This window comes from Mesorhizobium sp. M0088 (assembly GCF_040322895.1).
In the GTDB taxonomy this organism is placed as follows: domain Bacteria; phylum Pseudomonadota; class Alphaproteobacteria; order Rhizobiales; family Rhizobiaceae; genus Mesorhizobium.
Window position 1 is genome coordinate 1 of the sequence record NZ_JAMYUI010000028.1, and the last position, 14,044, is coordinate 14,044.

A 14,044-nucleotide genomic window follows, 5' to 3' on the forward strand; every position below is an offset into this window, starting at 1 on the left:
CCCCCCCCCCCCCCACAACACCACGCTCGTTCTGGGCTTCTGTTCTATTTTCTATAACCAAACCCATCTCCCCGCTTGCGGTTTAAAGCTCCCCCGCGCCCCCCCCCCCCCCCCCCCCACCACTTTAGACCGGCTCCGGCTCTTCGAGAGCCTTCAAACGGGCGAGATTTGTGGCTGACCAGACTTCGACCGCGAACCAGTGGCCGGCAGATGCCGGCCCTTCCGATCTGATCTCTCCAGGCCGCAAACGCCTTGGCTGGGCGCTGATGGCCGTTGCGACGCTTGGCCTGCTGGCGACGATCGTGCTGGAGATCCTCTACAAGGGCAGCACCGATACGATCGGCTTCGAGACCTGGCGCCCCGTCGTCTATGCCTATGTTTTGTGGGGCGTGGCGATCGGCATCGGCCAGGTGCTGACGCGCGGCGAAGACGGACAGCGTGCCCTGTTCCTGCTGCCGGCGCTGCTGTTCACCATCGCCATGGTGATCTTCCCGACGCTGTTCGGTTTCTACATCGCCCTCACCGACTGGAACCTCAGCTCGTTCAGCGGTCGCAAGTTCAACGGGCTCGACAATTTCTGGCAGATGCTGGCCGATCCCTACTACCGCAACGCGCTGTTCAACATGGTGCTCTATGTGCTGGCGGTGGCGGTCGAATATGTCATCGCCTTCGGCTTGGCGCTGCTGCTCAACGCGCAGATCCGGGCGCGAAAATTCTTCCGCGTCGTCTTCCTGATGCCGTTGATGCTGTCGCCGGTCGCGGTGTCGTGGATGATCGGCAAGTCGCTGATGGAATACCGGTTCGGACCGGCAGCAACGCTGGCGCGCCATCTCGGCTGGGAAAATCCCGCCTTCTTCTCTGACCCGATCATCGCGCGCATATCGATCATGATACTGGATGCCTGGACCTTCATTCCGTTCATGATGATCATGCTGCTGGCCGGGCTGCAGGCGATGTCGCGCGAGGTGCTCGAAGCCGCACGCGTCGACGGCGCCAATGCGTGGCAGACCTTCTGGCAGGTCACCTTCCCGCTGATGCTGCCGGTGTCGGTGACGGCGGTGATCCTGCGCATCATCTTCAAGTTGAAGCTTGCCGACATCATCATCACCGTGACGTCCGGCGGCCCGGGCGGCGCCACCGATTCCGTGTCGAGCTTCATCTATCGCGAATACCGCGACCGCTCGAATGTCGGCTACGGAACCATGCTGGCGATGGCCTATCTGGTGATCATCGTCGTCTTCGTCACGTGGCTGTTGAAATTCGCCAACCGTTTTGTCCGCAATGTCAATTAAAGCAAGATGGGGGTGAATTGAGCCCGATGAGCGTTCAGACCACCGAATATGTCGCCTCGGAAATCCGCTCGCCGGCGAGCTTCCTCGCCAGCCGCGTTTTCATCTATGGCGCGCTGGCCTTCTGGGCGTTCATCTGCCTGTTCCCGATCTATTGGACGGTGACAACCTCGTTCAAGACCGCGGTCGACGTCACGCAGGGCCATCTCATCCCCTTCGTCGACTTCCAGCCGGACTGGAAAGGCTGGCGCTCGCTCGGCCTGTCGCCGGACTCGATTTTCCAGACCTCGACGGTGCGCGAGGAGTTCCTCAAGCGCTTCATGAATTCGGTGATCACCTCGGTCGGCGCGTCGAGCCTCGCCATTGTCATCGGCAGCCTCGCCGCCTATGGGCTCACCCGCTATCGCTATCATTTCGCCTGGTTCAAGAACGAGGACATCTCGTTCTTCTTCCTGTCGCAGCTGATCCTGCCGCCGGTGGTGCTGGCCCTGCCCTTCCTGGTGCTCTACCGCGAGGTCGGCCTGCTCGACACGCGCATCGGACTGATCCTGCTCTACACGCTGATGGTGCTGCCGATCGTCATCTGGATCATGCGCGACCAGTTCAACTCGATCCCCGTCGAGCTCGAGGAAGCAGCCCTGGTCGATGGGCTGTCGATCTGGGGGGCGTTCTTCCGCATCGTCATGCCGATCGCGCTGCCGGGCATGGTCGCCGCCTTCATCCTGGCGATGGTGCTGTGCTGGAACGAGTATTTCTTCGCCGCCCTTTTGACCTCGACCGACGCCAAGACCATCCCGGTCATGGTGGCGAGCCAGACCGGATCGCAAGGCATCAACTGGTGGTCGATGGCGGCGCTCGCCACGGCAGCCATCGCGCCGCTGGCGGTGATCGGCATCGCGCTTGAGCGCTATCTGATCATGGGCATGACCGCAGGAGCGGTGAAGTAGCAGGGCCGGCCTTCCCTTCTCCCCTTGTGGGAGAAGGTGGATCGGCGCGCAGCGCCGAGACGGATGAGGGGTGTTCCAGCGGAGTGAGACGTCGGTGTTCCCTAGAACACCCCTCATCCGACCGAGCTTCGCTCGGCCACCTTCTCCCGCAAGGGGAGAAGGAAGAACCGCGCTAGGCCCTCAGAATCATCCGCAGGTGGTCCATGATCATGGCGACGCCCTTCTGCCCTAGCTCGGCCGAAGCATCCTTGGCGCTCGCCGTATACCAGCTCTTGTTGTCGTTGAAGTGAGCGGCATCGACAGCCTCCGGGCATAGCGCCAGCATCAGCGAGGTCTCGCCGATGCCGGCATGATCGAACGGGTACTTGCCGTTCATGTCAGCCGACATCAGCGGATGCACTTGCACCCAGTTGAAGAAATTTTCACCCGCGGCGTGCCCGGAATAGTAGTCGGCCATCGCCTGAGAGCCCCACCAGCCCTCGCCGCGCTCCTTTTCGAGGAAGCGGAAGATCGCCTGGCGGCCGGCGGTCTTGAACGCCAGATCGGTCGGCATGCCGGCGGCAAAGTTCTCGGTCTGGTGGTGGATGATGGCGTGGATGTTGCGAAAGCCGATGCGCAGCAGGCTGTAGAACAGCTCCTCGCCGAACGGCGCCAGCGCATTGCCGCCGACCTGCACCGAGCCGCTGCCTTCCGGCGGCGCCACCGCATAGCTCGCAGCACCGTAATAGAAGGGCGGCAGGATGACGACGTCCTTCTCCTTTTCGAACAGCTCCAGCGTCTTGACGACGGCCAGCGTGTCCATGCCGACGGCCATGTGCTCGCCATGGTATTCGAGCACGCCGAGCGGCAGAGCGACCGGCCAATTCTCGGCGATCGCCCTGCGGATCTGGTGTGGCAGCATCAGTTCGTAGCGCATGATCTATTCCATGTTGGTGTGGCGGGCGCGCATGGCTTCGGGCGACGCTCCGATCAATTCCCTGAGCTTCAGCACCATCACCTCGAACAGCAGGAACAGCGCGCCTTCGAACACCGAGCCCATCGGCAGCACCGATGTCTTCTGCGCCCCCTGATCGTTGGCCATGGTCTGCGCGGGAATGAGCAGGGTGAAGTCGGCAAGCCTTGCCGCGCTGCCTTCGGCCTGGGCGGTCAGCAGGAGGTTGGTCGCGCCGGCATCGTGCGCGACCTGCATCAGGGTCAGCACGGTCGAGGTCTCTCCCGGCCCGGAGCTGACCAGGAAGACATCGCCCTGCCCCAGCGGCGGTGTGTTCATGTCGCCGACCACGGACACCGGCAGGCCCAAATGATAGAGCCGCATGGCAAAACCCTTGACCTGCAAGGCCTCGCGGCCGCAGCCATAGACGACGATCTGTCGCGCGCCGGCCAGCATTTTGCAGGCGGCGTCGATCCGGCTTTCGTCGATGCGGGCCAGCACGCCGCCGAGTTCCTCAAGCGCGGTCTCGAACAGGCTTTTGCTCTTGTCGCTCACCGCGATCCTGCCATCAAAAATCACCCCTGGGATTTGCCGCCATTGCTGCCACGAACAGCTTGATTTCGTTCATGCTAGCAACCGCGAAAATGCGTGTCCAACGCGCAGCGATGCTTTTGCCTGATCACAGGCGTGATAGTGTCATGTCAGACAAATCAGGCGAGGCAAGCAGCAGCATATGAAGACACGGCATTTCGACCGCATCGGCAATGGCGGCATCAGTTTCACCGAGCTCGGCTTCGGCGCGGCGCCGCTCGGCAACCTCTACCGTGCCGTCTCCGACGAGGACGCCAACGCCACGCTGGAGGCCGCGTGGGCGACCGGCTGCCGCTACTACGACACCGCGCCGCTCTATGGGCTCGGCCTCTCGGAAACGCGGCTCAACCCGTTCCTGCGCGGCAAGAAGCGCGACGACTATGTGCTGTCGAGCAAGGTCGGCCGCATCATGCGCGCCTGCCCGCCCGAAGAGCGCACCGGCATCGGCAAGTTCTTCGACACGCCGTCGCGCCGCGAAGTGTACGACTACAGCTATGACGGTGTCATGCGCTCGTTCGAGGCCTCGCTTGAGCGCCTCGGCGTCGACCGGATCGACATCCTCTTCGTCCACGATGTCGACATCTTCACGCATGGCAGCAAGGAAGCCTCCGACCGGCGCATCGAGGAGTTCATGCGCTCGGGCTATTACGGCTTGCTGTCGCTGCGCGACCAGGGCGTGATCAAGGCGTTCGGTGGCGGCATCAATGAGTGGCAGGTCGCGCAGACGCTGGCCGAGCGCGGCGACTTCGACCTGTTCCTGCTGGCCGGACGCTATACGCTCCTGGAACAGGAGGCGCTGACGTTCTTCCTGCCGCTCTGCCAGGCACGCGGCATCGGCATCGTTCTCGGCGGCCCCTACAACTCCGGCATCCTGGCGACCGGACCGAAGCCCGGCGCCTACTACAACTACTCGGAAGCGCCGAAGGACATACTCGATCGGGTCGCCGGGATCGAAAACGTCTGCAAGCGTCATGGTGTCAGGCTGATCGAGGCCGCCCTGCAATTCCCGCTGCTGCACCCCTCGGTCGTCTCGGTGATCCCCGGTGGCCAGCGGCCGAGCGAGGTCGAGAGCAATCGCTCGCTGCTCGATGCGAAACTGCCCCCAGCGCTTTGGGCCGATCTCAAGAAGGAAGGTCTTATGCGCACCGAGGCGCCGACCGCGTAAGCCGGCCGCCGTCGCGTCAGCGTCGGGCACAAAAATGAAAAGCCGGGCAAGCCCGGCTTTTCTGGTCGCGTGTACCTGCGTAGGCTATAAAAAATGAAAAGCCGGGCAAGCCCGGCTTTTCTGGTCGCATGTACCCGCGTCGGGCGCCAAAATGAAAAGCCGGGCAAGCCCGGCTTTTCTGAGGTCTCTGAAAAGAAAAAACGCTTAGTTGACTGCGTCCTTGAGGCCTTTGCCGGCCGAGAACTTCGGCACGGTGCGCGCCGGGATCTTCACTTCGGCGCCGGTCTGAGGATTGCGGCCGGTCGACGCCGCACGCTTTGACACGGAGAAATTGCCAAAGCCGACAAGCCGGACATCGCCGCCCTTCTTCAGTTCGCCGGTGATCACGGAAAATACCGCATCGACCGCCGACTGCGCGTCACCCTTCGAAATGCTCGCGGCGTCGGCGACAGCAGACACCAGTTCGTTCTTGTTCATAAAAATTCCCTTCCATGAGAACACCGGAACTATCGACTCATCCGGCAGGAAACGGACTTTAGAAAGAAGCGCTCCCGCAACCAAGTCGAAAAGGCAGGAAAAAAGCGGAAAAAGCCCGGAAATGCTGGGTTTTTCACATGAAAAAGCCGGGCTCTAGGCCCGGCTCTCCGTTTGTGCGCTGCAACCTTGACGAAAACCAACGCATAGCCTCGAAAACCGTAGCCGGTTTTCGGAAAGGGCCATGCGCAAGTCCGAGCGTTAGAGCGTCCTTTGTGCGTCCAGATGGACGCCCGGCGCTCTAATGCGCCAGGGACTTTCCAGCGTCGTCGGCACTGTCTGTCGAGGCCGGCGGATTGACCGGTTCGACCCATTCGATCGGCTCCGGCATACGCACCAGCGCGTGGCGCAACACCTCGCCGACACGTGAGACCGGAATGATCTCCATGCCGTTCTTCACGTTGTCCGGGATCTCCGCCAGATCCTTGGCATTGTCTTCCGGGATCAGCACCTTCTTGATGCCGCCGCGCAGCGCGGCGAGCAGCTTCTCCTTGAGCCCGCCGATCGGCAAGATGCGGCCGCGAAGCGTTATCTCACCGGTCATCGCCACATCCGCCCGGACCGGAATACCCGTCAGTACCGACACAATGGCTGTCGCCATGGCAGCACCCGCAGACGGGCCGTCCTTCGGCGTGGCGCCTTCCGGCAAGTGCACGTGGATGTCGCGCTTGTCGAACAGCGGCGGCTCGATGCCGAAATCGACGGCGCGCGAGCGGACATACGAGGCCGCCGCCGAAATCGATTCCTTCATCACGTCGCGCAGGTTGCCGGTCACCGTCATGCGGCCCTTGCCGGGCATCATGACGCCTTCGACCGTCAGCAGTTCGCCGCCGACTTCCGTCCAGGCAAGACCTGTAACGACACCGACCTGATCGTCAGCCTCGACCTGGCCGAAGCGGTAGCGCTGCACACCAAGGTAATCGGAGAGGTTCTCCGCCGTGATGCTCACCGTCTTCTTCTTCGTCTTCAGGATCTCGGTCACCGCCTTGCGCCCGAGCTTCATCAGCTCGCGCTCCAGGCTCCTGACGCCCGCTTCGCGGGTGTAGGTCTGGACGATGGCGCGGATCGCGTCCTCACCGACGGAAAACTCCTTCGGCTGCAGCGCGTGATCGCGGATCACCTTCGGCATCAGGTGCCGCTTGGCGATCTCGATCTTCTCGTCCTCGGTGTAGCCGGCGATACGGATGATCTCCATGCGGTCCATCAAGGGCGCCGGGATGTTCAGCGTGTTCGCCGTCGTCACAAACATGACGCTCGACAGGTCGTATTCGACCTCGAGGTAATGGTCCATGAACGTCGAGTTCTGTTCCGGATCGAGGACCTCAAGCAACGCCGATGACGGATCGCCACGGAAGTCCTGGCCCATCTTGTCGATCTCGTCGAGCAGGAAGAGCGGGTTGGACTTCTTGGCCTTCTTCATCGACTGGATGACCTTGCCGGGCATCGAGCCGATATAGGTGCGCCGGTGACCACGGATCTCGGCCTCGTCACGCACGCCGCCAAGCGCCATGCGGATGAATTCGCGACCAGTCGCCTTGGCGATCGACTTGCCGAGCGAGGTCTTGCCGACGCCGGGAGGGCCGACGAGGCACAGGATCGGCCCCTTCAGCTTCTTCTGGCGGCTTTGCACGGCGAGATACTCGACAATGCGCTCCTTGACCTTGTCGAGGCCGAAATGATCAGTGTCGAGCACGTTCTGCGCGAACGCCAGGTCCTGCTTGACCTTGGAGTTCTTGCCCCACGGGATCGACAGGATCCAGTCGAGGTAGTTGCGCACGACGGTCGATTCAGCCGACATCGGCGACATCGTCCGGAGCTTCTTCAACTCGGCTTCCGCCTTTTCGCGGGCCTCCTTGGAGAGCTTGGTCTTCTTGATGCGCGCCTCGATCTCGGCGGCCTCGTCGCGGCCGTCCTCGCCCTCGCCGAGCTCCTTCTGGATCGCCTTCATCTGCTCGTTGAGGTAGTATTCGCGCTGCGTCTTCTCCATCTGGCGCTTGACGCGCGAGCGGATGCGCTTCTCCACCTGCAGGACGGAGATTTCGGCTTCCATGAAGCCCATAGCCTTTTCCAGCCGCTCCTTGACCGAGAGCGTGGCCAGCATTTCCTGCTTCTCAGGGATTTTGATGGCGAGATGCGAGGCGACCGTGTCGGCGAGCTTGGAATAGTCGTCGATCTGGCTGGCTGCACCCACCACTTCGGGCGAGATCTTCTTGTTCAGCTTGACGTAGTTCTCGAAGTCGGTGACGACCGAACGCGCCAGCGCCTCAACCTCGACCTCTTCCTCGTCCGGCTCGACCAGCGCCGCGGCGCGGGCCTCGTGGAAGTCGGGACGGTCGGTGAACGAGACGATTTTCGCACGCGAAGCGCCTTCGACCAGAACCTTGACGGTGCCGTCGGGCAGCTTGAGCAATTGCAGCACATTGGCGAGCGTGCCGATGTCGAAGATGGCATCGGGCTCGGGATCGTCGTCGGCGGCATTCATCTGGGTGGCAAGCAGGATCTGCTTTTCCTGACCCATCACCTCTTCCAGCGCCTTGATCGACTTCTCACGCCCGACGAAGAGCGGCACGATCATGTGCGGGAACACCACGATGTCGCGCAGTGGGAGAACTGCGAAGACGCCGTCGCTGGGTGCCTTGGATACTTTGGCCATTGTCCAACCTTTCATGTCGCGGCCGCCAATCAGCCAACCGCGAATCTTATATTAACGACCGGGGATCGTTCCGCCTACCACCGTTTATGACGGGAGTTTTACAGCACAGAAATCGGGCACCTCGGCCTTCTCCAGTTAGTTGGATGCACGACCCCCAAAGATCAAGGGGCGTGTCCAAATCCGCACTTCCAACCCGTCCGCGAGTGACACATTTGCGACGCCAAGCCGTACGCCGCGCAAAAGCCCTGTGTGACAGCAAAACGGCGCCTTGCGGCGCCGTTTCAGAATTTCGCTGCGGGCTCATCATGTCAGGCGCTGACATTGCCCTTCTTTTCCTTCTGCTCGGAGTAGATGTAGAGCGGCCGGGCACTGCCGGTCACCACCTCCTCCGAAATCACCACTTCGCGCACGCCCTCGAGCGCGGGAAGCTCGAACATCGTGTCGAGCAGGATCGCCTCCATGATCGAACGCAGGCCGCGCGCGCCGGTCTTGCGCTCGATGGCGCGCTTGGCGATCGCCGAAAGAGCGTTCTCGTGGAAGGTCAGGTCGACATTCTCCATCTCGAACAGCCGCTGATACTGCTTGACCAGCGCGTTCTTCGGCTCGGTCAGGATCTGGATCAGCGCCGGTTCGTCGAGGTCTTCCAGCGTCGCCAGAACCGGCAGACGGCCGACAAATTCGGGGATAAGACCGAACTTCAACAGATCCTCGGGCTCGACCAGGCGGAAGACATCGCCAGTGCGGCGATCCTCGGGCGAAGCGACGACCGCGCCGAAACCGATCGAGGTCTTGCGGCCGCGATCCGAGATGATCTTGTCCAGCCCGGCGAAGGCGCCGCCGCAGATGAACAGGATGTTGGCTGTATCGACCTGCAGGAACTCCTGCTGCGGGTGCTTCCTGCCGCCTTGCGGCGGCACGGAGGCGACGGTGCCTTCCATGATCTTCAGGAGCGCCTGCTGCACGCCCTCGCCCGACACGTCGCGGGTGATCGAGGGATTGTCCGACTTGCGCGAAATCTTGTCGATTTCGTCGATGTAGACGATGCCGCGCTGGGCCCGCTCGACATTGTAGTCAGCCGACTGCAGCAGCTTCAGGATGATGTTCTCGACGTCCTCGCCGACATAACCGGCTTCGGTCAGCGTCGTCGCGTCAGCCATGGTGAAGGGCACGTCGATGATGCGGGCCAGCGTCTGCGCGAGCAGCGTCTTGCCGCAACCGGTCGGACCGATCAGCAGGATGTTGGACTTCGCCAGTTCGACATCGTTGTTCTTGCCGGCATGCGCGAGGCGCTTGTAGTGATTGTGGACCGCCACCGACAGCACGCGCTTGGCGTAGGGCTGACCGATGACATAGTCGTCGAGAACCTTGAGGATCTCCTGCGGTGTCGGCACGCCTTCGCGCGACTTCACCATCGAGGTCTTGTTCTCTTCACGGATGATGTCCATGCAGAGTTCGACGCACTCGTCGCAGATGAAGACCGTCGGACCGGCGATCAGCTTGCGCACTTCGTGCTGGCTTTTGCCGCAAAACGAGCAGTAAAGCGTGTTCTTGGAATCGCCGCTGTTGTTGCCGACCTTGCTCATTTTCATGTCCTTTCATGGCCGCCCGCCGATGGTCTGGCTGAAAGGGCGCATACTCTATCTATCGCGGGAATCCGCCGCCGCCAGTGTGTCCCGGCTCCCGCAACGCATTCCGTACGAAACACAAATCAGAAAACGTGGCAATGATTCGCGACAACCCCGCATAAAGCTAAGCCGCCGAAACTCAACATAGCCTTAACGTAGGCAATCCTGTCCCCCGAGGGAACAGCCAATTGTGGCCGAAATGCCGCAAGACGCGCCAAAAGCGCGTGATGGTGCCATCCAACTGCCAACTTGCCTTTATGCCAGCGCCCCTTCGGCCGCCTCGCGCGACGAAATGACCTTGTCGATGAGGCCGAAATCCTTGGCTTCGTCGGCGGTCATGAAATGGTCGCGGTCGAGCGTTTTCTCGATCTCTTCGTAGCTCTTGCCGGTGTGCTTGACGTAGACCTCGTTGAGGCGACGCTTCAGCTTGATGATATCCAGGGCATGGCGCTCGATGTCGGACGCCTGGCCCTGGAAGCCGCCGGAAGGCTGGTGAACCATGATGCGGGCGTTCGGCGTGGCAAAGCGCATGTCCTTGTGACCTGCGGTCAGGAGCAGCGAACCCATCGAAGCCGCCTGGCCGATGCAGAGCGTCGACACGGCCGGCTTGATGAACTGCATGGTGTCGTAGATCGCCATGCCCGAGGTGACGACGCCGCCCGGCGAATTGATGTAGAGGTTGATTTCCTTCTTCGGATTCTCGGCTTCGAGGAACAAAAGCTGCGCGCAGACCAGCGTCGCCATGCCGTCCTCGACCGGACCGGTGATGAAAATGATGCGCTCCTTGAGGAGGCGCGAGAAAATGTCGTAGGCCCGCTCGCCGCGATTGGTCTGTTCGACCACCATCGGAACGAGGTTCATGTAGGTTTCGACGGGGTTCTTCATCAGATATCTCTTATCTCGCGGTGGGATTCCGGCGCCGGGAATGCCGGCAGATCGGGCAGAATCGGTTCTGGATCGTTATTCCGTAAATAGGATGCCGGCTCATCCTTGTGCAAGGCCGACCCCTCCTAGCCATCTGGGTAAGTCGAATCAAGCTTTCTGACCAAGGATTCGGGCCGGCGGATGCTTCCGCGGGTCCGGAGCCGCATGGCCGGCCGCGCAAGGTAGCAGTTTCTTAACCGCGTCACTTAACGAAATGCGCCGAAACCGCTTTTTTCCGAGACGGCTTCCTCTACAATTCAACGTTGAACTTATGCGTAGAGTTCAACAGGGGAAGTGTCATGCCCGGGAAAACCGCATGCTTCACCATCGCCGGCCTGACCATGCTCGGCACGATTTCGCAGACGGCGGCCGGCGGCCGCGCCGTCGAATGTTATGAGCCGGTCCGCAGTCCGGCCGTCTACGACACGGTCTATGAAGACGTGATGATCAGTCCGCCCGGTCAGCAGGTCGACTATATCGCCCCCATCTATGGCACGCGCGAGCGCGTCGTGATGACCGTTCCGGCGCAAGTGACCTACCAGATCGTGCCGGCCGTCACCCGCACCGTCTACCGCACGGTCCGGATCGATGGCGGCGGCTATTCCTGGGAATGGCGCGTCATCCATGGCCGCAAGGTGCTGTGCAAGGTCTGGCACAAGGCGCGCTACGAACGTGTTGCCAAAACCGTGGTGATCCGGCCCGAACGCACGCGGCGCGTGGTCATCCCCGCACAATACGACAGGATCGCCCAGGAGGTGCTGGTGCGGCCGGAGCAAAGGCGCATCATCGATGTTCCCGCCTCCTACCAGACCGTCGCGCGTCGTGTGCTGGTTCGCGAGGGTTCATCGGGCTGGCGGCGGGTGCATATTCCCAGGCATTGCCAGAATTAGGTCACCCCCGGCGGCGCTCAGGCGACCTCCGCCCGCAGCCATGCCTTCAAGCCGGCAATATCCCCATCGCCGACAGCAGCGGCAACGCGCCTGCCGACCGCCGCGCCGAACTTGTAGCCGTGACCGGAGCATGCCGAGACAACAAGGCATTTGCCCTTTTCATGCGCCATGAATTTTTCGTCTGATGTGAAAGTGTAGGCGCAGGTGACGACCTCGGTCACACGATAGTCCTCGATGCGGTCGATCGGCGGCGAAAACAGGTTGCGGATCGCCTCGCCCTCCCCCGCCACCGGCTGACGGTTCCAATCGGCGTCGCTGGTCGGCACCCTGTGCCGCCCGGACCCGAATTTCATGCCGGCGCCGCCGGAGGGCGGGATCACATAGCCGTCGATCGCGCCGCCGACATCGAGGACGACCGGTGCCGCCTGCCAGGCCGCCTCGAGATCGGCGGGCGGTTCGACATAGGCAAGTGCGGTTCGATAGGTCTTCAGCTCGCCGTCCAGCTCCGGAAACAGTTTCAGCACCCAGGCGCCGGCGGCGACAACGATGCGGTCGGCCTGCATGGTCTCACCGCTTTCGAGCACGATGTGGCCGGCTTCGGCGTCGACTTCGACGACCTTGCTATTTTCGTAGACATTGGCGCCGTTGGCGCGCAGCCACTTTGCCAGGCCGGACGCGATCTTGCGGCAATGCAGGGCGCCGCCTTCGGTTGAGAAATAGGCGTAGCGGAACGACCCGGCTTCCAGGAACGGCCAGCGCTTCACGGCTGCATCCGGCTCCAGCAATTCGAACGGAAAATTGCCTTCTTCCAGGCCCTCGCGATATTCCTCGGCCTCGTCGCCCGGCTCGCGCGAAATGCAGACAAATCCTCTGGGATCGAGGTGGCTTTCGCCGAGATCGGCCCACATCTCGTCCCAGGCCTGGTAGGCTTCGGTGATCAGCCGGCCATAGCCGGTCCCCGCGCGGTAGGCGCGGCGGATGATGCGATGATGGTCGCCCGACGCGGCCATCGGGTTTGGGATCGGCCCTTGCTCGACGATCGAAACGCTGTGGCCGGCCTTGACCAGCGACCACGCCGTCGAGAGACCGGCAATACCCGCGCCGACAACGATCACCTTCATCAAATCAGACTTTCCGCAGCCGGTCGGCTGGCTCAACGTATTGGATTGCGGGCGCCAACATACGGTCTGGAACCAGGCTGGCAAGCCGCGCTATTGGTCTGGCATGAGCAAATTGACGCTTCCCGCCCTGGCCTTTGATCCAACCACTCGACATCTGCGGCTTGACCCGCACGAGCCGGCTTTTTTCCAAAACCCTTATGATGCCTATGCTTTCCTGCACGGCGTATCGAATGCATTCTTCTGGGAAGAATTCGGCTTCTGGTGCTTTGGCGGTTTCGACGACGTCAACCGGCTGCTGCGCGATCGCCGCTTCGGCCGCCAGAACCCGGCCGGCATTCCAGACAGCCGCGGCATTGGACAGGATCGCAGCCATCTCAGGGCCTTCGACGGCGTCGAAGCCAATTCGATGCTGGAACTGGAGCCGCCGGTGCACACGCGGCTGAGAACACTGGTCAACCGGGCCTTCGTCTCGCGCCAGGTCGAACGGCTGCGGCCGCGTGTCGAGGCTTTGGCCAACGAGTTGATCGACCGTTTCGAACCAGGCAAGACGGTCGACCTGTTGCCTGCTTTCGCGGCGCCCTTGCCGATCACCATCATTGCCGAAATGCTCGGCGTCCCGGTCGAAATGGGGCCGCAACTGCTCGACTGGTCGCACCAGATGGTCGCCATGTACATGCATGGCCGCACACGCGCGATCGAGGAGACGGCCAACCGCGCCGCCCGCGAATTTGCGGATTTCCTCCGTGGCTACGTCACCGAGCGACGCCGAGATCCCGGCGACGACCTGTTGTCGCTGCTGATCTCGGCGCAGGAGGACGGTGAGAGGCTGTCGGAGGACGAGATGGTGTCCTCGGCGATCCTGCTGCTCAATGCCGGCCATGAAGCGACCGTGCATCAGACCGGCAATGCCGTCCGCTCGATCCTTTTGCAAGGCGGCGATGTCAGCCGCTTCTTCGGTTCGCCCGAGGCGACCGCGGCAACGGTCGAGGAATGCCTGCGCTTCGACGCGCCGCTGCACATGTTCGCGCGCTATGCCTATCAGGAGATCGAGGTCGCGCCCGGCATCGTCGTGCAGCCGGGCCAGACGATCGGGCTGCTGCTGGGCATGGCCAATCATGACCCACGCGCCTTCGCCGATCCCCTCGCCTTCTGGCCCGACCGTGCCGACCAGAAGAACGTCTCCTTCGGCGCCGGTATCCATTTCTGCATCGGCGCGCCGCTCGCCCGGCTCGAATTGCAGGTGTCGCTGAAAACCTTGTTCGAACGGCATCCGAAGCTGCATCTTGCCGAAGAGGCGCGCTTCCGCGACACTTACCACTTCCATGGGCTGGAAACGCTCGCCGTCGGCCTCTGACGGCCACAAGCCGGGGCTAC

At 62.2% G+C, this 14,044-nt stretch carries 12 protein-coding genes; 5 read left to right on the forward strand and 7 right to left on the reverse strand.

The features are described 5' to 3' along the window. The first annotated feature begins 170 nt into the window (after nt 1-170). Entirely contained in the window at nt 171-1,292 is a 1,122-nt protein-coding gene (locus NKJ67_RS28025) for a carbohydrate ABC transporter permease (RefSeq protein WP_127321754.1), read from the forward strand. Between the two features lie 26 nt (nt 1,293-1,318). Next, nucleotides 1,319-2,236: a carbohydrate ABC transporter permease gene (locus tag NKJ67_RS28030; protein WP_127268003.1), complete on the forward strand. Its 918-nt coding sequence runs from the start codon at nt 1,319-1,321 to the stop codon at nt 2,234-2,236. 172 nt (nt 2,237-2,408) lie between these two features. On the opposite strand, the gene NKJ67_RS28035 is transcribed toward NKJ67_RS28030, so the two are convergent. Next, nucleotides 2,409-3,152 (reverse strand): creatininase family protein, encoded by a 744-nt coding sequence (locus NKJ67_RS28035; RefSeq protein ID WP_352584438.1) that lies wholly within the window; start codon nt 3,150-3,152, stop codon nt 2,409-2,411. A 3-nt stretch (nt 3,153-3,155) separates the two neighbouring features. Continuing rightward, nucleotides 3,156-3,722 carry an SIS domain-containing protein gene (locus tag NKJ67_RS28040; RefSeq protein ID WP_256748239.1) on the reverse strand — a complete coding sequence of 189 codons (567 nt, stop codon included), beginning with the start codon at nt 3,720-3,722 and terminating at the stop codon, nt 3,156-3,158. Nucleotides 3,723-3,900: 178 nt separating this feature from the next. Here NKJ67_RS28040 and NKJ67_RS28045 point away from each other — a divergent pair, with 178 nt between their 5' ends. Next, the gene (locus NKJ67_RS28045) at nt 3,901-4,923 is read left to right on the forward strand and encodes an aldo/keto reductase (RefSeq protein ID WP_352584440.1); all 1,023 of its coding nucleotides are present in this window, start codon (nt 3,901-3,903) and stop codon (nt 4,921-4,923) included. Between the two features lie 204 nt (nt 4,924-5,127). Here the strand turns inward: NKJ67_RS28045 and hupB are convergent, their stop codons facing one another. The 4 genes from hupB to clpP form a co-directional block, all read right to left on the reverse strand. Next, nucleotides 5,128-5,400 carry a DNA-binding protein HupB gene (gene hupB / locus NKJ67_RS28050; RefSeq protein ID WP_127268007.1) on the reverse strand — a complete coding sequence of 91 codons (273 nt, stop codon included), beginning with the start codon at nt 5,398-5,400 and terminating at the stop codon, nt 5,128-5,130. Nucleotides 5,401-5,698: 298 nt separating this feature from the next. Then, the gene (lon, locus tag NKJ67_RS28055; protein WP_127810676.1) at nt 5,699-8,110 is read right to left on the reverse strand and encodes an endopeptidase La; all 2,412 of its coding nucleotides are present in this window, start codon (nt 8,108-8,110) and stop codon (nt 5,699-5,701) included. Nucleotides 8,111-8,418: 308 nt separating this feature from the next. After that, nucleotides 8,419-9,693, reverse strand: a complete 1,275-nt coding sequence (gene clpX / locus NKJ67_RS28060) for an ATP-dependent Clp protease ATP-binding subunit ClpX (protein ID WP_013532190.1) — start codon at nt 9,691-9,693, stop codon at nt 8,419-8,421. 297 nt (nt 9,694-9,990) lie between these two features. Then, on the reverse strand, nt 9,991-10,620 hold the full coding sequence (gene clpP / locus NKJ67_RS28065; protein WP_013532191.1) for an ATP-dependent Clp endopeptidase proteolytic subunit ClpP: 630 nt from the start codon (nt 10,618-10,620) through the stop codon (nt 9,991-9,993). Between the two features lie 338 nt (nt 10,621-10,958). On the opposite strand from clpP, the gene NKJ67_RS28070 reads away from it, so the two are divergent. After that, on the forward strand, nt 10,959-11,549 hold the full coding sequence (locus NKJ67_RS28070; RefSeq protein WP_256748238.1) for a hypothetical protein: 591 nt from the start codon (nt 10,959-10,961) through the stop codon (nt 11,547-11,549). Nucleotides 11,550-11,566: 17 nt separating this feature from the next. Here the strand turns inward: NKJ67_RS28070 and NKJ67_RS28075 are convergent, their stop codons facing one another. Then, nucleotides 11,567-12,670, reverse strand: a complete 1,104-nt coding sequence (locus NKJ67_RS28075; RefSeq protein WP_127269906.1) for an NAD(P)/FAD-dependent oxidoreductase — start codon at nt 12,668-12,670, stop codon at nt 11,567-11,569. A 103-nt stretch (nt 12,671-12,773) separates the two neighbouring features. On the opposite strand from NKJ67_RS28075, the gene NKJ67_RS28080 reads away from it, so the two are divergent. Next, nucleotides 12,774-14,024, forward strand: a complete 1,251-nt coding sequence (locus NKJ67_RS28080; protein WP_352584444.1) for a cytochrome P450 — start codon at nt 12,774-12,776, stop codon at nt 14,022-14,024. Nucleotides 14,025-14,044: the final 20 nt, after the last annotated feature.

Bases quoted from the DNA above. Each gene is read 5' to 3' on its own strand.
- NKJ67_RS28030 (WP_127268003.1), top strand. From the start codon at position 1,319: ATGAGCGTTCAGACCACCGAATATGTCGCCTCGGAAATCCGCTCGCCG.
- NKJ67_RS28035 (WP_352584438.1), bottom strand. From the start codon at position 3,152: ATGCGCTACGAACTGATGCTGCCACACCAGATCCGCAGGGCGATCGCC.
- NKJ67_RS28045 (WP_352584440.1), top strand. From the start codon at position 3,901: ATGAAGACACGGCATTTCGACCGCATCGGCAATGGCGGCATCAGTTTC.
- hupB (WP_127268007.1), bottom strand. From the start codon at position 5,400: ATGAACAAGAACGAACTGGTGTCTGCTGTCGCCGACGCCGCGAGCATT.
- lon (WP_127810676.1), bottom strand. From the start codon at position 8,110: ATGGCCAAAGTATCCAAGGCACCCAGCGACGGCGTCTTCGCAGTTCTC.
- clpX (WP_013532190.1), bottom strand. From the start codon at position 9,693: ATGAGCAAGGTCGGCAACAACAGCGGCGATTCCAAGAACACGCTTTAC.
- clpP (WP_013532191.1), bottom strand. From the start codon at position 10,620: ATGAAGAACCCCGTCGAAACCTACATGAACCTCGTTCCGATGGTGGTC.
- NKJ67_RS28070 (WP_256748238.1), top strand. From the start codon at position 10,959: ATGCCCGGGAAAACCGCATGCTTCACCATCGCCGGCCTGACCATGCTC.
- NKJ67_RS28075 (WP_127269906.1), bottom strand. From the start codon at position 12,670: ATGAAGGTGATCGTTGTCGGCGCGGGTATTGCCGGTCTCTCGACGGCG.
- NKJ67_RS28080 (WP_352584444.1), top strand. From the start codon at position 12,774: ATGAGCAAATTGACGCTTCCCGCCCTGGCCTTTGATCCAACCACTCGA.